Annotated in this window: 17 protein-coding genes; 9 read left to right on the forward strand and 8 right to left on the reverse strand. The window is 73.5% G+C overall.

Features of this window, described 5'->3' with window-relative positions; translation table 11 throughout:
- Positions 1–2: 2 nt before the first annotated feature.
- Entirely contained in the window at positions 3–1091 is a 1089-nt protein-coding gene (locus BLV02_RS14175) for a DUF3866 family protein (protein WP_083288977.1), read from the reverse strand.
- A 54-nt stretch (positions 1092–1145) separates the two neighbouring features.
- Here BLV02_RS14175 and BLV02_RS14180 point away from each other — a divergent pair, with 54 nt between their 5' ends.
- The 8 genes from BLV02_RS14180 to BLV02_RS14210 all read left to right on the forward strand — a co-directional run bounded on the left by BLV02_RS14180 (position 1146) and on the right by BLV02_RS14210 (position 9280).
- Positions 1146–2120 carry a helix-turn-helix transcriptional regulator gene (locus BLV02_RS14180; RefSeq protein WP_216094407.1) on the forward strand — a complete coding sequence of 325 codons (975 nt, stop codon included), beginning with the start codon at positions 1146–1148 and terminating at the stop codon, positions 2118–2120.
- Positions 2117–3169 carry a helix-turn-helix transcriptional regulator gene (locus BLV02_RS14185; RefSeq protein WP_216094406.1) on the forward strand — a complete coding sequence of 351 codons (1053 nt, stop codon included), beginning with the start codon at positions 2117–2119 and terminating at the stop codon, positions 3167–3169. The genes BLV02_RS14180 and BLV02_RS14185 overlap by 4 nt, the downstream gene beginning before the upstream one ends.
- A 9-nt stretch (positions 3170–3178) precedes the next feature.
- A complete protein-coding gene (locus BLV02_RS36510) occupies positions 3179–3352 on the forward strand; it encodes a hypothetical protein (RefSeq protein WP_171906821.1) in 174 nt (57 codons plus the stop codon).
- 84 nt (positions 3353–3436) lie between these two features.
- A complete protein-coding gene (gene tatA, locus BLV02_RS14190; protein WP_069113356.1) occupies positions 3437–3715 on the forward strand; it encodes a Sec-independent protein translocase subunit TatA in 279 nt (92 codons plus the stop codon).
- Between the two features lie 19 nt (positions 3716–3734).
- On the forward strand, positions 3735–4610 hold the full coding sequence (gene tatC / locus BLV02_RS14195) for a twin-arginine translocase subunit TatC (protein WP_141711726.1): 876 nt from the start codon (positions 3735–3737) through the stop codon (positions 4608–4610).
- A complete protein-coding gene (locus BLV02_RS14200; RefSeq protein WP_069113355.1) occupies positions 4591–5490 on the forward strand; it encodes a diacylglycerol kinase in 900 nt (299 codons plus the stop codon). The genes tatC and BLV02_RS14200 overlap by 20 nt, the downstream gene beginning before the upstream one ends.
- Before the next feature lie 4 nt (positions 5491–5494).
- The gene (locus tag BLV02_RS14205; RefSeq protein ID WP_069113354.1) at positions 5495–8263 is read left to right on the forward strand and encodes a DEAD/DEAH box helicase; all 2769 of its coding nucleotides are present in this window, start codon (positions 5495–5497) and stop codon (positions 8261–8263) included.
- A 12-nt stretch (positions 8264–8275) separates the two neighbouring features.
- Positions 8276–9280, forward strand: a complete 1005-nt coding sequence (locus BLV02_RS14210; RefSeq protein WP_069113353.1) for an NAD-dependent epimerase/dehydratase family protein — start codon at positions 8276–8278, stop codon at positions 9278–9280.
- On the opposite strand, the gene BLV02_RS14215 is transcribed toward BLV02_RS14210, so the two are convergent.
- From BLV02_RS14215 to BLV02_RS14240, 6 genes are all read right to left on the reverse strand, one after another.
- Positions 9267–10220 carry a sigma-70 family RNA polymerase sigma factor gene (locus BLV02_RS14215; protein ID WP_171906820.1) on the reverse strand — a complete coding sequence of 318 codons (954 nt, stop codon included), beginning with the start codon at positions 10218–10220 and terminating at the stop codon, positions 9267–9269. The two genes, BLV02_RS14210 and BLV02_RS14215, sit on opposite strands and share 14 nt — an antisense overlap.
- Before the next feature lie 17 nt (positions 10221–10237).
- A complete protein-coding gene (locus tag BLV02_RS14220; protein WP_069113351.1) occupies positions 10238–11437 on the reverse strand; it encodes an NAD(P)/FAD-dependent oxidoreductase in 1200 nt (399 codons plus the stop codon).
- Positions 11438–11522: 85 nt separating this feature from the next.
- A complete protein-coding gene (locus BLV02_RS14225; RefSeq protein WP_069113350.1) occupies positions 11523–13085 on the reverse strand; it encodes an MFS transporter in 1563 nt (520 codons plus the stop codon).
- Between the two features lie 67 nt (positions 13086–13152).
- Positions 13153–14019 (reverse strand): SDR family NAD(P)-dependent oxidoreductase, encoded by an 867-nt coding sequence (locus BLV02_RS14230; protein ID WP_069113349.1) that lies wholly within the window; start codon positions 14017–14019, stop codon positions 13153–13155.
- Positions 14020–14101: 82 nt separating this feature from the next.
- Positions 14102–14458 carry a hypothetical protein gene (locus tag BLV02_RS14235; RefSeq protein ID WP_069113348.1) on the reverse strand — a complete coding sequence of 119 codons (357 nt, stop codon included), beginning with the start codon at positions 14456–14458 and terminating at the stop codon, positions 14102–14104.
- Positions 14459–14464: 6 nt separating this feature from the next.
- Positions 14465–15394 carry a 5'-3' exonuclease gene (locus BLV02_RS14240; RefSeq protein ID WP_069113347.1) on the reverse strand — a complete coding sequence of 310 codons (930 nt, stop codon included), beginning with the start codon at positions 15392–15394 and terminating at the stop codon, positions 14465–14467.
- An 89-nt stretch (positions 15395–15483) separates the two neighbouring features.
- On the opposite strand from BLV02_RS14240, the gene BLV02_RS14245 reads away from it, so the two are divergent.
- Positions 15484–17649 (forward strand): MMPL family transporter, encoded by a 2166-nt coding sequence (locus tag BLV02_RS14245; RefSeq protein ID WP_069113346.1) that lies wholly within the window; start codon positions 15484–15486, stop codon positions 17647–17649.
- Here the strand turns inward: BLV02_RS14245 and BLV02_RS14250 are convergent.
- Complete coding sequence (locus BLV02_RS14250; protein ID WP_069113345.1) at positions 17630–18334, reverse strand: class E sortase; 705 nt, start codon at positions 18332–18334, stop codon at positions 17630–17632. The genes BLV02_RS14245 and BLV02_RS14250 overlap by 20 nt on opposite strands.
- Between the last annotated feature and the right edge of the window lie 7 nt (positions 18335–18341).

The raw sequence follows: 18341 nt of genomic DNA on the forward strand, positions 1-18341 counted from the left end.
GGTCAGCCGTCGTGCTTCAGCAGCGCCCCGGCGTGCTTCCCCGCGGCGGCCGCGGCCAGGAAGTAGGCGGTGTCCTCGTCGAGGCCGCGGCCCATGGTCGACAGCCCGACGGGCGCGGCCGCGAGGGCCTCCTCGAGCCCGTCGACGGGCACGGTGACGACGGTGTGCCGGTGCTCCAGCCGGGCCGCCTGGGTGCGCACCTTCTCGCCGAACTCGCCCGGCAGCTCCGGGACGACGATGTCGGCGGGCGCCAGCGCGACCTTGCCGTACGCCGTCAGGCTGTGGTGCGACACACCGTGATGCCGGGCTCGCGGATCGGCCGAGCTGACCCGCAGCGACCCCACCGGCCGCCCGCCCAGCACCACCGTCGCGTTGACCGCCTCGCCGCAGGCGACGCCGGAGAAGCCCCAGCGGGTGCCGGTGCCCAGATTGCCCGGCCCCTGCGTGACGACGGCGATGTCGGCCTCGAGGACGTGCTTGGCGGCCAGCAGCGCGGTGTGCAGCGTCACGGCCTCCAGATCGCCGCCGAAGGCCTGCCCGGCGGTGATGGTGCCGGCCAGCCAGCCGGCCTCGCGCAGCGCCGCCGCGGTCTTGCTGAACCACAGCGGCAGCGCGCCGCCGTCGGTCATGACGTACGCCACCCGGACGTCGGCGGGGAACTCGGCCGACGTCGTCAGCCCGGCCAGGATCGCCGGCAGCGCCGAGTGCAGGTCGGCCGTCACGACCGGCAGCCCCTCGAGGTCGTCGGCCTCGCGCAGCACCTCGTGCCACTCGGAGTCCTGCTCGTCGACCCCCAGCACGGTGGCCTGCAGTGGTGTGTACCGGGCCTTGACCAGGTGCCCGGGCCCCGGCTCGGGGTCGGGCGGCAACTGGTTCGGCACGGCGACGACGAGCGCGTAGCCGCCCGTGCCCAGGCCCATGGCCTGCGCCGTGGTGTTGAGCACGACGATCTCGCCCGGCCGCGGCCGGCCGACCAGGTGGTCGTAGGCCAGGGCCCGCACCTGCTCGCCCTCGACCTCGACACGCAGTTGCGTGGCACCGGGCCAGGAGGCGTCTACTGTTTTGACAACACCGTTTCGCCAGCGAATCACGCGTTGAGACTAGCTATTGGCTAGTCTCGCGCTGGCAAGGGATTGGGGGTAGGCGTGTCGCAGGCGGCCAAGAGCGAGCGGCTGATGAACCTCGTCATCTGTTTGCTCGTCGCGCGCGGGTACGTGCCGAAGAGCCGGATCCGCGAGGTCGTCGGGGGGTACGGCGATCAGAACGACGACGCGTTCGAACGCATGTTCGAGCGCGACAAGGAAGAGTTGCGCGAGGTCGGCATCCCCATCGAGACCGGCTCGTTCGACCCCATGGGCGACGAAGAGGCCGGCTACCGCATCCTGCGCCACGAGTTCGAGCTGCCGGAGATCCGGCTCGAGCCCGACGAAGCCGCGGTGGTCGGCCTGGCCGCCCGGGTCTGGCAGCACACGTACCTCTCCGAGGCGTCCAGCACGGCCGTGCTCAAGCTGCAGGCGGTCGGCGTCGAGGCCGACACCCGGTCGCTGGGCGCGGTCGAGCCGCGGGTCGGGGGAGAGGAGCCGGCGTTCTGGCCGCTCTGGGAGGCCGTGCGCGATCGCCGTCCGGTCGCCTTCCACCACCGCAAGAGCTCGACGTCCGAACCGCTGCTGCGGCACCTGCAGCCGTGGAGCGTGCTGTCCTGGCACGGCCGCTGGTACGTCGTCGGCTTCGACACCGGCCGCGAGGCGGCCCGCATGTTCCGCATGTCGCGCATCGTCGGCGACGTCCGCACCGACGGCCCGGCCGGCGGCTACGAGGTCCCGGCGCCCGAGACCGTCCGCGAGGCGGCCGCCAGCCTCGCCCCGCCCGAGCGCGCGCCCGTCCTGCACGCCACGGTCCGCGTCCGGCACGGCAGCGGGCACGGCCTGCGCCGGCGCGCTACGTTCGTAGCGACCGACGCGACCACCGGATGGGACGAGGTGACGGTGCCCTACACGAGCAACCAGGCGCTGGCCGAAGAGCTGGTCAGCCACGGCGCCGACGTCGTCGCGCTGACGCCGGTGGAACTGCGCGACGCCGTCGTCGAGCGGCTGCGCGCCATCCTGGCGGTGCCGGCGTGACACCGGCGAAGAAGCCGCCGGCGAAGCGCACCACCACCCGCAAGCGGACGGCCGCCAAGACGGCCGCGCCCACCCGCCGCGCCGACAGCGCGCAGGCGCAGGTCACCCGGCTGCTGTCGATGCTGCCGTACCTGCGTTCGCACCCCAGCGCGAAGGTCTCCGAGGTGGCCGCGCTGTTCGGGGTCAGCGAGCGGCAGGTCATCCGCGACCTCCAGGTGCTCTGGTTCTCCGGCCTGCCCGGCCTGCAGATGGGCGACTACATCGAGGTCGACATGGAGGCGGTCGAGGGCGAGGGCATCATCAGCGTCTCGAACGCCGACTACCTCGCCCGGCCGCTGCGGCTGCGCACCGACGAGGCCGTCGCGCTGATCGTCGCGCTGCGCACGCTGGCATCGGTGCCCGGCTCGTTCGAGCGCGGCGCCGTCGAGCGGGCCATCACCAAGCTCGAGAACGCCGCCGGCGAGGCCGCCCAGCAGGCCGCGGCCGTGACGGTGCAGGTCGACGGCGACGCCGTCGCCGACGTCGCCGCCACCGTGCGCGGCGCGCTCGACGCCAAGAACCGCCTGCACCTGTCCTACTGGGTGCCCGCCCGCGACGAGGCCACCGAGCGCGACGTCGACCCCATGCGGCTGGTCGTGGTCGACGGCCGGCTCTACCTCGAGGGCTGGTGCCACCGCGCCGAGTCGGTGCGGCTGTTCCGGCTCGACCGCGTCCTCGACGTCAAGGAGCTCGACGTCGCGGCCGAGGTGCCCAGCGAGGCGCGTCCCCGCGACCTCGACGGCGGCCTGTTCCAGCCGTCGCCCGATGACGAGTTGGTGACGTTCGAGCTGACACCGGCCGGCCGGTGGGTGGCCGACTACTACCCGTACGAGTCGGCCGAGGAACTGCCCGGCGACGCGCTGCGGCTGCGGCTGCGCGCCCGCGACCGCGCCTGGGTGCGACGGCTCGCGCTGCGGCTCGGCAGCACCGGCCGGGTCGTCGCGCCGGCCGACCTGTCCGCCGAGGTCACCGGGGCGGCTCGGGACGCGCTGGCCGGGTACGGAGGGTAGGGTCGGCGCATGTCCGCACTCGCCGCCTGGCTGTTCGTCGCGCTCGCCGTGGCGTTCGTCCTCGCGATCGTGCTGGTCGTGCGGGCCGGGTGGGTGCTCCTGCGCAAGCTCGGCACGCTCGGCCGGGAGATGAACGCTCTGCAAGACGACCTTGACGAAACCGTAGGATCGAGGTTGAAGTAGTCTCCGGCACGCGTCCGGCATGCCAGGCCCGTCCGGTATGGCGGGTACCATCGACGGGACGTTCCCGTCAGGAAGAGGTCGACCATGGGTAGCATCGGCACCTGGCAACTGGTCATCGTCTTGGCCATCGTGTTCCTGCTGTTCGGGGCCAAGCGCCTGCCGGAGGCCGCGCGCGGGCTGGGTCGTTCGCTCAAGATCTTCAAGTCCGAGACCGAGGGCCTGATCAACAAGGACGACAAGGACGTCACCGGTGAGGGCGCCCCGCAGGCGCAGCAGCCGGCGCCGCGCGCCGTCGAGCAGCAGGCCGCCCCGCAGCAGCAGCCGGCCCAGCAGCAGGCCGACGAGCCGCGCCGCGACGCCTGATCCGCCTCGCTGATCCGACGTGGCGACTGTGATCGGCCGTCGGGGTAAGGGCTCCAAGCCGGAGCGCGACCCCGAGGGCCGCATGACCCTCACCGAACACCTGCGCGAGCTGCGCAACCGCCTCATGTGGTCCGCGCTCGCGGTGGTGGCGTTCGGCATTCTCGGGTTCATCTTCCGTGAGCGCATCTTCGACTTCCTGGTCGACCCGTTCATCGACGCGGCGAAGGAGACCGGCCGCAACGCCGACCTCAACTTCCGCGAGATGCTCGACCCCCTGACGGTGCCGCTGCGCATCGCCATGCTCACCGGCATCGTGTTCGGCGCACCGGTGTGGATCTACCAGCTGTGGGCGTTCATCACCCCGGCGCTGTACCGCAACGAGAAGAAGTGGGCGCTGGCCGTGCTCGGCGCGGCGGTGCCGATGTTCGGGCTCGGCGTGGTGCTGGCGATGTGGCTGATGCCGCGCGCGATGATCTTCATGCAGAACTTCGCGCCCGGCGACACCTCCATGCTGGTCGACTTCAACAGCTACCTGAGCTTCTCGATCAGGCTGGTGCTGGTCTTCGGCATCGGGTTCCTGCTGCCCATCTTCGTGGTGCTGCTCAACGCCGTCGGCGTGCTGCGGCACGAGACGCTCGGCACGGCGCGGCGCTGGGTCATCGTCGGCATCTTCGCCTTCGGCGCCGTCGCCACGCCCACCGGCGACCCGCTGTCGCTGATGGTGCTGGCCGTCCCGATGTGGCTGCTGTTCGAGCTGGCCGTGCTGGTGTGCCGGTTCCTCGACAAGCGCCGCGACCGCGTCGCCACCGGCGGGCTGTCCGACGACGAGGCCACCCCGGACGACATGCTCGACCAGATCGGCCGCGTCGACGACGATGACGACCGCCGGCGATGAGCTCGCACTCCTGATCAACCCGTCGGCCGGCCGTGGGCGTGGCGCCCGGGCCGGCCGGCGTGCGGCGCACCGGCTGGCCGAGGCCGGGCTGACGGTGCGCACGCTGGCCGGGCGGGACGTCCGCGAGGCGGCCGACCTCGCCCGCGAGAGCGTCGAGGACGGCGTCCGTGCGCTGGTCGTGGTGGGCGGCGACGGCATGGTGCACCTCGGCCTGCAGGCAGTCGCCGGCTCCGGCACCCCGTTCGGCGTCATCCCGGCCGGCACCGGCAACGACTTCGCCCGGGCGCTCGGGCTGCCGCTGCGCGACCCCGACGCCGCGGCCGACATCGTCGCCGCCGGTGCGCTGCGCGAGGTCGACCTCGGCCGCACCGACGGCCAGTGGTTCGCCGGCGTCGTCGCGGCCGGGTTCGACGCGAAGGTGAACGACCGCGTCAACCGCATGCGCTGGCCGAAGGGGCCGCGCCGCTACGACCTCGCCACCTTCGCCGAACTGGGCGTCTTCACGCCCATCCCGTACCACCTGGAGCTCGACGGCGAGGTGCTCGACCTCGACGCCATGCTGATCGCCGTCGGCAACATCGCCTCCTACGGCGGCGGGCTGCGCATCACCCCTGGCGCGGAGCTCGACGACGGCCTGTTCGACGTCGTCGTGGTGGCGCCGGTGAGCCGGGCGACGCTGGTCCGGGCGTTCCGCCGGGTCAAGCACGGCACCCACACGGTGTACCCGTTCGTCACCGTGCACCGGGCCCGGCAGGTCAAGCTCGACGCGCCCGGCATCACCGCCTACGTCGACGGCGAACGGCTCGGCCCGCTGCCGCGGACGTTCGACGTCGTCCCGCGCGCCCAGCAGGTGTACGCCCCGGCGGCCGGGTTACCGTAGCCCCATGAGTTCGCCGGCGGAACGCTACGCGGCAGCATATGAGCGGCAACGCGATCCGTCCCCGCAGCTACGCGCCTTCCAGGCCGGGTACGGGTTCGAGCTCGACGACTTCCAGCTGCGCGCCTGCCGCAGCGTCGAGGCCGGCCGCGGGGTGCTGGTGGCGGCGCCGACCGGCGCCGGCAAGACGCTGGTCGGCGAGTTCGCCGTGCACCTGGCCCTCGAGGAGGGCCGCAAGTGCTTCTACACCACGCCGATCAAGGCGCTGTCGAACCAGAAGTACCACGACCTCGTCGAACGCCATGGCGACGACAAGGTCGGCCTGCTGACCGGCGACAACACCGTCAACGGCGAGGCGCCCGTGGTCGTCATGACGACCGAGGTGCTGCGGAACATGCTCTACGCCGGCTCGGCGACGCTGAACGGGCTGAGCTACGTCGTCATGGACGAGGTGCACTACCTCGCCGACCGCTTCCGCGGCGCCGTGTGGGAAGAGGTGATCATCAACCTCCCCGAGTCGGTGAGCGTCATCTCGCTGTCGGCGACCGTCTCCAACGCCGAGGAGTTCGGCGACTGGCTGACCACCGTCCGCGGCGACACCGACGTCGTCGTCGAGGAGAAGCGGCCGGTGCCGCTGTGGCAGCACGTCATGGTCGGGTCGCGGCTGTATGACCTGTTCGGGCAGGGCGAGGCCGACGGCGAGGGCCGCCGGGTGGTCAGCCCGGAGCTGGTCCGGGCCGGCCGCGACGACTTCCGCGGCTCCCGGCCCGGCGGGCGTGCGGGCCGCGGCGGGCGACCGCCACGCCGTCCGCGCGGCACGTACACGCCGGGCCGGGTCGAGGTGCTGGAGAAGCTCGACGCCGCCGGGCTGCTGCCGGCCATCGTGTTCGTGTTCAGCCGGGCCGGCTGCGAGGCCGCCGTGCAGCAGTGCCTGAGCGCCGGCGTGCGGCTGACCTCGCCGGACGAGCGGGTCGAGATCAGGGAACTGATCGAGGAGCGCACCTCCGGCATCCCCGAGGGCGACCTCCACGTCCTCGGCTACCACGAGTGGGCCGAGGGCCTGGAGCGTGGCATCGCGGCGCACCACGCGGGCATGCTGCCGACGTTCAAGGAGGTGGTCGAGGAGCTGTTCGTCCGCGGGCTGATCCGCGCCGTCTTCGCCACCGAGACGCTGGCGCTGGGCATCAACATGCCGGCCCGCACCGTCGTGCTGGAGCGGCTGGTCAAGTGGAACGGCGAGACCCACGCCGATGTCACGCCGGGGGAGTACACCCAGCTCACCGGCCGGGCCGGGCGGCGCGGCATCGACATCGAAGGGCACGCCGTCGTGCTGTGGCAGCCCGGGTTCGACCCGACGGCGGTCGCCGGGCTGGCCTCGACGCGGACGTTCCCGCTGCGCTCGTCCTTCCGGCCGTCGTACAACATGGCCGTCAACCTGGTCGGGTCGGTCGGGCGCACGCCCGCGCGGGAGATCCTCGAGTCCTCGTTCGCGCAGTTCCAGGCCGACCGCGCCGTCGTCGGACTGGCCCGGCAGCTGCGCCGCGCCGAAGAGGCGCTCGAGGGCTACCACGAGGCCATGACCTGCGACAAGGGCGACTTCCAGGAGTACGCCCAGCTACGGCAGGCGATCAAGGACCGGGAGACCCAGCTGGCCCGCGAGGGCACCGCGCAGCGCCGGGCGGCGTCCGCGGCGGCGCTGGAGAAGCTGCGCCCGGGCGACGTCATCCGGGTCCCGACCGGCAAGTTCGCCGGCCTCGCCGTCGTCCTCGACCCCGGCATGCCCGGGCACGGCCCGCACGGCGGCGACGGCCCGCGCCCGACCGTCCTCACCGAGGGCCGGCAGGTGCGCCGGCTGTCCCTGATCGACTTCCCGAGCGCGGTCGAGCCGCTGGCCAAGCTGCGCATCCCGCGCTCGTTCAACCCGCGGGTGCCGGCGTCGCGGCGCGACCTCGCCGCCTCGCTGCGGGCCAAGGCGCCCCATGATGCGGACCGGCAGCGCGGCGGCCAGTTCAAGGGGCGGCGCAGCCGGTCCGCGGCCGCCGACGACGAGGAACTGGCCCGGCTGCGGCGGCAGCTGCGCGACCACCCCTGCCACCGCTGCCCGGACCGCGACGAGCACGCCCGCTGGGCCGAGCGCTGGCTGCGGCTGCGCCGCGAGGCCGACCAGCTGCAGCGCCGGGTCGAGTCGCGCACCAACACCGTCGCCCGCCAGTTCGACCGCGTCTGCCGGGTCCTGGAAGACCTCGACTACCTGTCCGGCGACGAGGTGACGCCGTCGGGGCGGCGGCTGGCCCGGCTCTACGGCGAGCTGGACCTGCTGGCCGCCGAGTGCATCCGCCGCGACGTGTGGGCCGGCCTCGACCCGGCCGAGCTGGCCGCCGCCGTCGCCGCGCTGACCTACGAGTCGCGCCAGCCCGACGACGCCGTCCCGCCGCGGCTGCCACCGGGCCGGGTGCGCGACGTGCTGGCCGAGATGGTGCGGCTGTGGGGCGACCTCGACCACGTCGAGTCCACGCACCGGCTGGACTTCCTGCGCGAGCCCGACCTCGGCTTCACCCACGCCGCCTGGCGCTGGGCCAGCGGCCACCAGCTCGACTCCGTCCTGCGCGACGCCGAGCTCGCCGCCGGCGACTTCGTCCGGGCCGTCCGGCAGCTGCTGGACCTCCTCGACCAGGTCGCCGACGCCGCGTCCGGCACGCCGCTGCGCGACACCGCGCGGCTGGCGGCGGGTGCGCTGCGGCGCGGCGTGGTGGCGTATGCGACGCTGACGGCCTGACTGGGAGGTCCGATGCGGCTGCTGGTGCTGGGCGGGTCCGGGTTCGTCGGGCGCGCCGTCGTCCTCGACGCGGTGGGGCGCGGCTGGGAGGTGACGACGTTCAACCGCGGCCGGCGCGGCGGGTCCGTCGCCGGGGCCGAGGTGCTGCACGGCGACCGCATGACGCCGTCCTCGCTGGACGTGCTGCGCGGGCGCGAGTGGGACGCCGTCGTCGACACCTGGTCGGGCGCGCCGCGGGCCGTCCGCGACAGCGCGGCACTGCTGTCGGGGCAGGTGGGAACGTACGCGTACGTGTCCAGCCGGTCGGTGTACGCGCCGCCGGTGTCGCCGGGCGCCGACGAGACCGCGCCGGTGCTGGCGTCGTCGCCGTCGGCCGAGGAGGGCGACTACGGTGAGCAGAAGGCCGGCGGCGAGCTGGCCGCGCTGGGCGCGTTCGGCGAGCGCGCCCTGATCGCCCGGGCCGGGCTGATCCTCGGCCCGTACGAGGACGTCGGCCGGCTGCCGTGGTGGCTGGCCCGGGCCGCGCGCGGCGGGCCGATGCTGGCACCCGGGCCGCGGGAGCTGCCGATCCAGTACATCGACGGCCGTGACCTCGCCGCCTGGCTGGTGTCGTCGGCCGCCGCCGGGACGGGTGGCGTGTTCAACGCCGTCAGCCGGCCCGGCCACGCGACCATGGGGTCGCTGCTGGACGCCGTCGTGGCCGCCACGGGCGCGGCGGCGACGCTGCGCTGGACCGACCCCGAGCCGATCCTCGCGGCGGGCGTGCAGCCGTGGACCGACCTGCCGGTGTGGATCCCGCCGGGGCACGAGTACGAGACGTACGGCCTGCACTCCGCCGACGTCTCCCGGGCGCTGGCGGCGGGGCTGGCGCCTCGTCCGGTCGAGGAGACCGTCGCCGACACCTGGGCCTGGCTGGAGTCGATCGGCGGCACGGCGCCGCAGCGGGCCGACCGTCCGGCTGTCGGGCTCGACCCCGACGTGGAGGCGGCCATCCTGGCGTCGGTCACCACCGGGTGACGAGCGGCGGGCCCGGCTCGTACCGCCGCCAGGCGTCGGCGAGACGGGTGAGGCGGCCGGGTGCGGCGACGCCGCAGACGGCGGCGATGCGGCCGCCGGCGAGGTCGAACGTCACGGCGCCGACCACCTGGTCGCCCAGAACGAAGAGGATGGCGGGGGAGCCGTTGACGAGCGCGTAGTGCACCGCGGGCGTGCCGCCGGCGAAGCGCCGCTTGGCGGGTGTGGGCGCGAAGCCGGCCCGGGCGATGGCGGCGATGCGTTGCGGCGTGTCGAAGCGCAGCAGCGTCTCGGTCAGGCCGGCGCCGTCGGAGACCGCGGTCGCGTCGTCGGTGAGCAGCGCCACCAGCGGTTCGGTGCGGCCCGAGGCGGCGGCGGTGAAGAACTCCTCGACGATCCTGCGGGCCGCCGCCGGGTCGACGTCGCCGCCGCGGGGTCGCGACGCGGTGACGCGGCGGCGGGCCCGGTGCAGGTGCTGCTGGCTGGCGGACTCGGTGATGTCGAGGATCTCGGCGATCTCGGCGTGCCCGTAGGAGAACGCCTCGCGCAGGATGTACACGGCCCGTTCCACGGGTGACAGCCGCTCCATCAGCGTCAGCACGGCCAGCGACACCGACTCGCGCTGCTCGTAGGTGCCGGCCGGGCCGAGCATCGGGTCGCCGTCCAGGAGTGGCTCGGGCAGCCAGGCGCCGGCCGTGCGTTCCCGGCGGGCCTGCGCCGAGCGCAGGCGGTCGAGGCACAGGTTGGTGACGACCTTGGTCAGCCACGCCTCCGGGACCTGGATGCGCTGCCGGTCGGCGGCCTGCCAGTGCAGGAACGCGTCCTGCACGGCGTCCTCGGCGTCGGCGGCGGACCCCAGCAGCCGGTAGGCCAGCGAGGCCAGCCGGTGGCGGCTGGCCTCGAACCGACCGGCGTCGAAACGATCGGTGGTGGTGCTGTCCACGCGGACCACCCTAGGTGCTACCCGGCCGTCGTCGGGGCGGATTCGTTGCGCACGGCGGCCAGACGGCGCCGGCGCCTGGGCCGGCCGAAGGCCGACGGGTGCAGGGTGCCCTGCAGCGCACCCCACTGGATGCCCGCCTTGACCCGCACGGCCTTCCGGCCGCGCAGGATCCTCGGCCGCGGCTGCGCCGAACCGTCGATGAGCTGCAGGATCCCGTCGCGCCGTCCGAGGCTGACCGCGTTGTACCAGTAGACCAGCTTGACGTTCGCGATCTTGCCGCCGGTGAGGCGCCCCACGATCGCCTCGATGGCCTGCCGGCCGGTGAAGCCGGCCGAACCGCAGTTCATCGGCAGCTGCCGGCCGTTCTCGCCGATGGTGTAGACGCTGTCGCCGGCGGCGTAGACGTCCGGGTGCGCGACCGACCGCATGGTGCGGTCGACGACGATCTGGCCGTGCTCGGTGACCTCCAGCCCGCTCGCGGCGGCGACGGAACTTACCGCGAACCCGGCCGTCCACACCGTCGCGTCCGACGCCAGGTCGGTGCCGTCGGCGCACCGCACCCGAGTGGCCTCGACGGCGGCGACGCTGGTGTGCTCCAGCACGGTGATGCCCAGCCGGTCGCAGGCCTTGCGCAGGTGGTCGCGGGCACCGGGGGCGAGCCGGGCGCCCAGGTCGCCGCGGGCGAGCAGCGACACCGACAGGCCGGGCCGCGCCTCGGCGATCTCGGTGGCGGTCTCGATGCCGGTGAACCCGTCGCCGACGACCAGCACCCGCCCGCCGCCGCGGCCGTCGAGGCCGTCCAGGTGCTCGCGCAGCCGCAGCGCCGAAGGCCGGCTGGCGACGTCGAACGCGTGCTCGGCCACCCCGGTGACCACGTGGTCGGCGACGTGGCTGCCGAGCGCGTACACGAGCGTGTCGTAGGCCACCTCGCCGCCGCCGTCGCCGTCGGCCACCGCGACGACCCGCCGCTCGGGGTCGACGGCGGTGACCCGGGCCAGGCGCAGCCTGATCTGGGTGCCTGCGAAGACCTCGGTGAGTGGCGGGGCGGCGACCTCGCGGCCGGCCGCCAGCTGGTTCAGCCGCTGCCGCTGGACGAACTCCGGCGCCGCGTTGACCACGGTGATCTCGGTGTCCGCCGGGGACAGCCGGCGGGCCAGGTTCCCGGCCACGTAGGCGCCGGCGTAGCCCGCGCCGAGCACGACGATGCGGTGCTTCATGCGTTGCTCCTGTCGGTTCGTTCGGCCTTCGTGAGTTGAGCGGGACAGCGCGCCGATTCCTGACAGGGCTCGCATGTGGCGTGCGTCACGCTGCGGTGACGCGGGTGGCGTCCTTCGGGCCGCGCAGGGCGATGTAGGCGGCGAGTGCGGCCATGACAGCGACACCGACCCACATGGATTGCTGCCATCCGTCCACGTAGGACTGCCGCGCGGCGTCGAGGAGGTGGTGCGCGTCGGTGCCCTGGCCGGCCGATGCCTCGACCGCGTTGGCGATGCCCTCCCGCGCGGTGGCCGCGGTCGCTGTGGGCACACCGTCCAGCCGGTCGGCGATGGCGTCGCGGTAGCCGGCCGTGAGGATCGCTCCCAGCGCGGCGACGCCGAGCGCGGTGCCGAACTCGCGGGTGACGTCGTTGAGGGCCGAGGCGACGCCCTGCTTCGCGCGCGGCAAGGAGAGGGTGATGGCCTCGGTGGACGGCACCATGGCCAGGCCCATGCCGACGCCCATGACGACGATGCCGGGCAGGATCGACAGGTAGCCGCCGTCGACGGAGACGAACAGCGCCATGAGCGTCAGCCCGGCGCCGGTCAGCGCGATTCCGGCGGTCATGGTCGGCCGGGCACCGATCAGCGACGCCATCCGCGGGGCCAGCCCGGAGGCCGCCATCATCGCGACGGCCATCGGCATCAGCGCCGCCGCGGAGAGCAGCGCCGACCAGTCGAGAACGGCCTGGAAGAACGGGAAGAGCACCACGAAGATGCCTGACTGAACACCGAAGACCGCCACCAGGGTGGTCGAGCCGCCGGCCAGGCCGCGTTCGCGGAACAGGCGCACGTCCAGCAGCGCGGCGTCCTTGCGGCGCAGCTCCCAGGACACGAAGGCGGCCGTGGCGACGACGCCGGCGGCGAGGCTGGTCAGCGTCGCCGGTGCGGTCCAGCCGCGTTCCGGCCCCTCCTGCAGGGCGAAGATGAGCGCGGCCACGGCGGCGACGGACACCAGCGCGCCGACGGTGTCGAACGCGTGGGCCGAGCGCTCGTGCGAGTTGGGCACCGACGTCAGCGTCATGGCCAGGGCCACGACGACCAGGGCGACCGGCAGGGCGAACAGCCAGCGCCAGTCGGCGACGTCGACGAGCAGGGCGGACAGGAACATGCCCAGGATGCCGCCGCCTCCGGCCACACCGGTCCACACGCCGATCGCCTTCCCGCGCTGCTCCTCGGGGAAGGTGGAGGTGATCACGGCCAGGGTGACGGGCATGATGATGGCTGCCCCGACACCGCTGGCCACCCGCGCGGCGAGCATGATCTCCGCGGTCGGCGCGAGGCCGGCGACGACGCTCGCGACGCCGAAGACGGCCAGCCCCGCGATCAGCGTCGGCCGGCGACCCAGGCGGTCACCGATTGCGCCGAGCGGCAGCAGCAGTGCGGACAGCGCGAGGGTGTAGATGTTGATGATCCACAAGACCGTGGACTGCGTGGTCTCCAAGTCGACGGCTATGCGGGTCTGCGCGACGTTGAGCCCCGACACCGAGGCGATGACGGCCATCAGCGCCATCGACACGGCGATCAGGATCGTGCGCAGCTGGCGCGCGTCCGGCGCGCCCGGGCCGGCCCCGTCAGCGGGCGCCGCCTGTACGTGGTTCGTGCTCATGTGAGTTGAGCGGAACGACGCCCCGATTGCTGACGGAACCGGCCTGTGGCATGGCTCACACGAGGGCTCAGACCACGGTGGGCCCGAGGTCGTGCACCGCCGTGCCGTGCGCTTCGACCGCGAGGTCCTGCCACTGCGCCCAGGTCGCGAGCCGGTCGGCGTAGACCTTCTGCACGATCTGGTAGCCCTGGGGGCCGAAGAACACCCGCAGCGGCGGGTTCTCGGCGTCGACGATCTTCAGCAGCGCCTGGGCCGCGGCGGCCGGGTCGCCGCCGGGGGACTTGTCGACGAACGCGGCGATGCGCTGGCGCACGCCGTCGTAGATCGGGTTGCGGACGGCCTGGTCGCCGTCGGTGAGGGGGTCGGGCTTCTCACCGCCGCGCCGGGTGGCGAAGCCGCCGGGGGCGACCACCGTCACCTTGACGCCGAACGCGCCGACCTCCTGCGACAGCGAGTCGAGCAGGCCCTCCAGGGCCCACTTCGACGCGTGGTACCCGCCGCCCAGCGGCGCCGAGAACAGGCCGGCCATGGACGACAGCTGAATGACGTGCCCGCTGCCCTGCTCGCGCAGGTACGGCACCACGGCCTGCACGACCCGCAGCGCGCCGAACAGGTTGGTGTCCAGCACGTCGCGCAGTTGCTGCTCGGACAGCTCCTCGACCGCGCCGACCAGGGCGTAGCCCGCGTTGCTGACGACGACGTCGAGACGGCCGAAGTGCTCGTGGGCCCGCTGCACGCTCCGGAACACGCCGGCTCGGTCGGTCACGTCCATCTCGAGCGGGAGCACCGCGTCGCCATGGGTGTCGACCAGGTCGTCCAGGGTCGCGATGTTCCGGGCGGTCGCCGCCACCCGGTCGCCGCGCGACAGCGCCGCCTCGACGAACTCGCGGCCGAGGCCGCGGGACGAACCGGTGACGAACCACACCTTGCTCATGGTTTCTCCGCATCTCTCTGGGGTTGGCTCTCGAATCCCCAGACGAGACGGCCGGGCGCGGCTGTGACATCGCCGCCGTTCGTCAGCTCTGGCCGAAGGAGACCCGCGTGACGGTGTCGCCGGCGCCGAAGTCGACGACCAGCAGCTCGAAGTCGATCATCGTCCGTTGGGTCGAGTACTCCCAGACGGCGGCGTCGGCCGCGCCGCCCTCGCCGAGCAGTTCGGCGGTCTCGGCGCGGGTGGCGTCGTCGAGCAGGCCGCAGTCGACGACGACGTCGGCCAGCTCACCCCTGCGGGCGCCCTCGTCGTCGTCGGCGGGGTCGAGGCCGGCCCACTCGGCGGGGTCGAAGTCGCAGCTCGCCTCGTCGCCGTCGCCATCGGTGCAGCCGGTGGCGAGGACGGCGACGACCAGCGCGGCCGCCGCGAGGGTGGCGCGCATCGGCGGCTACGCCGGGGCCGCGCCGAACGCGTTGAGCACCCGGTTCAGCGAGGAGTCCAGGCCCCACCGGCTCGCCAGCTCGACCAGCGCCTCCGGGTCGGCCGGCGCCGACGGCAGGGTGTCGTCGTACGCGGGCAGCGGGACGTCGTGGCGCACCTTGACGACGTCGGGCGCGACGGCCAGGTAGTCGTGGGCGTCGGCGATCTTGCGCCGCAGCGTCGGCGACAGCTCCGCCGCGGGGTCGTCGAGCGCCGCCAGCAGGCCGTCGATGGTGCCGAACCGAGTGATCAGCGTGCCGGCGGTCTTGTCGCCGACGCCGGACACGCCGGGCAGGCCGTCGCTGGGATCGCCGCGCAGCGTCGCGAAGTCGGCGTACGAGCGGCCCGGGATGCCGTACTTCGCCGCCACCACCGACTCGTCGACCACCTCGTGCCGGCCGACGCCACGGGCGGTGTACAGGATGCGCACGCCCCGCTCGTCGTCGACCAGCTGGAACAGGTCGCGGTCGCCGGTGACGACGTCGACCGGGCCCTTGTCGCCGGACGCGAGCGTGCCGATGACGTCGTCGGCCTCGAAGCCCGGCACCCCGAAGTGCGCGATGCCCAGCGCCGTCAGCACGTCGTCGATGATCGGCAGCTGCGCCTGCAGCGCCGCCGGCACCTCCTCGATGTTGCGCGCCGCGTTGGCCAGCCGGTGCGCCTTGTACGACGGCAGCAGCGCCACCCGGAACGCCGGGCGCCAGTCGGCGTCGAGGCAGGCCACCAGCCGAGCCGGCCGGCGGTCGGTGGTGAGCCGGGCGATGAAGTCGAGCAGCCCGCGCACGGCGTTGACCGGCGTGCCGTCGGGCGCCTTGATCGACTCGGGCACGCCGAAGAAGGCGCGGAAGTACAGCGAGGCGGTGTCGAGAAGCATCAGGCGGTTCTCGGTCCCGGGCATGGCCGTCAGCCTACTGAGACGGCCGCCCGCACGGTCGTTGACAGGCCCGGACGGCGGTTCTACGTTGCTGGAAGACGCCGGGGGGCACGATGGCGCAGACAGCGGGGTTGGAACGGCTCGGGCGCGCGTGCGCCCGGCACGCGTGGCCGGTCATCGGGGTGTGGCTGGTGGTGCTGGTCGCTGCCGTCGGGGCCGACCGGGTGTGGGGCGGCACGTTCAGCGACGACTTCACCCTGCCGGGCACCGAGTCCGGTGACGGCAGCGACCTGCTGGTCGACCACGGGGTCACGGCCAGTTCGTACTCGGCGCGGCTGGTGTTCCAGGACGCCGACGGCCTGACGGCGCAGCAGGACGCCCTCGACGAGGTCGTGACGGACGTCGCGGCCGTCGACCACGTCCTGACGGTGTCCGACGTGGTCCCGGCGCAGGACGGCACCGTCGGCTACGTCACCGTCCAGTTCGACGGCAACCCGGGCGCGTTCGGATCGGCGTTCGTCGACGACATGGACACCGCGACCGACCCGGCGCGCGACGCCGGTGTCGACGTCGACTACACCGGCGCGCTGGGGCAGGCGGCCGAACCGGCGCCGAACGACCGGCTGTCCGAGAGCATCGGGATCGCCGTGGCGATCGTCGTGCTGCTGGCGGCGTTCGGCAGCGTCCTGGCGGCGTTGCTGCCGATCGTCTCGTCGGTCATCGGGGTGCTGACGGCGCTCAGCCTGCTCGGGCTGCTGGCCGCCGCCGTCGACTTCGGGACGGCGTCGCCGACGCTGGCCGCGATGCTGGGGCTGGGCGTCGGCATCGACTACGCGCTGTTCCTGACCACCCGGCACCGGCAACAGCTGATGAACGGCGCCGACCCGGTCGACGCGGCCGGGCGGACCGTCGCCACCAGCGGCCGGTCGGTGCTGATCGCCGCGTGCACCGTCGTCATCGCGCTGTCCGGGCTGTGGGCCACCCGCATCGACTTCATCGGCAAGCTGGGGCTGGCCGCCGGGTGCGGCGTCGTCGTGGCCGGGGTGGCCGCCGTGACCCTGGTGCCCGCGCTGCTCGGCGCGGCCGGACGGCTGATCGACCGGTTCCGGGTGCGGACGCCGGTCGCGGAGGAGTCCGGCGACGGGTCGGCGTCGGGGTGGCTGCGGTACGCGCTGGCCCTGGACCGGCACCCGTGGCGCTACCTGCTGGCCGGCGTGGCGGTCGTCGCGGTGCTGGCGATCCCGGCCCTCTCGCTCTACCTCGGCCACGTCGACGACGGCGCGTCGGCGCGCGGCAGCACCACCCGGGAGGCCTACGACGCCATCACCGACGGCTTCGGCCAGGGCGTGAACGGCCAGTTCACCGTCGCCATCGAGGTCGGCGACGGCGACGACGGCGCGACCATCGCGTCGGACCTGCAGGACGCCATCGCCGGCACGTCCGGCGTGGCCGCGGTCACCGACTTCACCCCGAGCCAGGACGGCGACCTCTACGTGGCGACGGTGACGCCGTCGACCCGGCCGCAGGACGAGGCCACCGACGACCTGCTGCACACGCTGCGCGACGACACGATCGCGCCGCTGCTGGCCGGGTCGAACACGGTGTCGTACGTGACCGGGATGACCGCGGCGCAGCTGGACTTCCGCGACCTGGTGGCCGAGCGGCTGCCGGAGATCATCGCGATCGTCGTCAGCGCCGCGTTCATCGTGCTGCTGCTGTCGTTCCGCAGCCCGGTGCTCGCGCTCAAGGCGGCGATCCTCAACCTGCTCTCCATCGCGGCCGCCTACGGCGTGGTCGTCGCCGTCTTCCAGTGGGGCTGGGGGTCGTCGCTGCTGGGCGTGGACCAGCAGGTGCCGATCGAATCGTACGTCCCGATGATCATGTTCGCGATCGTGTTCGGGCTGTCGATGGACTACGAGGTGTTCCTGCTCTCACGGGTCCGCGAGGCGTGGCTGGCGACGGGGGAGAACCACGGCAGCGTCACGACCGGGCTGGCGGTGACGGCGCGGGTCATCTCGTCGGCGGCGCTGATCATGATGAGCGTCTTCTTCGCGTTCGTCGTCTCCGACAGCGTCGTGATCAAGATGCTCGCGATCGGGCTGGGGTTCAGTGTGCTCATCGACGCGACGGTGATCCGCCTGCTGGTCGTGCCGACGGCGATGTTCCTGCTCGGCGACCGGTGCTGGTGGCTGCCGCACTGGCTGGACCGCGCGCTGCCGCACCTCGAGCCGGAGCCGGCGCGGGAGCCCGGCCAGGACCTCAGCCGCTCGGGCCGCTGACCAGCGTGCCGGTGGCGTACATGCGGTGCGACGAGCCGAACCGCGGCCAGCAGGTGGTGAGCGTGATGCGCCGCTCCGTCGGCTCGGTGTCGCGCGGCTCGCCCGGCACGGGATCGACCACCCACACGTCACTGATGTTGATCTTGTTGCCGTTGCTGTCGCCGTCGGGCGCGTCGTCGAGCGCGTAGACGTAGGTGCCGTCGGCCATCTCGATCTCGATGGTGTCGCCCACCCGCAGGTCGGGGAAGCCGGCGAACGGCGAGAGGTGGCCGGAGCGGTGCGCGGCGATGCCGACGTTGCCGACCTCACCAGGGTTGGCGGTGTTCGGGTAGTGGCCGGGGCCGCGGGCGAGGTCGTCGGGCTGCACGCCCTGGACGACGGTGAACTCCCAGTCGTCGCCGAAGCGGGGGATGCGCAGGATGCCGTAGGCGTCGCCGTCGGCCAGCTCGTCCGGGTCGGGCGGCGCGGTGCCGGAGTCGAGCTGGCCCCACTGCACGCTCAGCTCGTCCTCGAGCTTGTCCTGCGCCTGCGCGGTCTGGATGCCGGTGCCCCAGATGATGTAGACGACGAAGAGCAGGACCAGCACGCCCGCGGTGAGCAGGAGCTCGCCGATGCCCCCGACGACGACGGCCCAGGCGCTGCGGCGCGGGCGGTTGCTGACGCGCTGCTGCGCGTGTCGTGGCATACCACGA

The organism is Jiangella alba (assembly GCF_900106035.1).
In the GTDB taxonomy this organism is placed as follows: Bacteria; Actinomycetota; Actinomycetes; order Jiangellales; family Jiangellaceae; genus Jiangella; species Jiangella alba.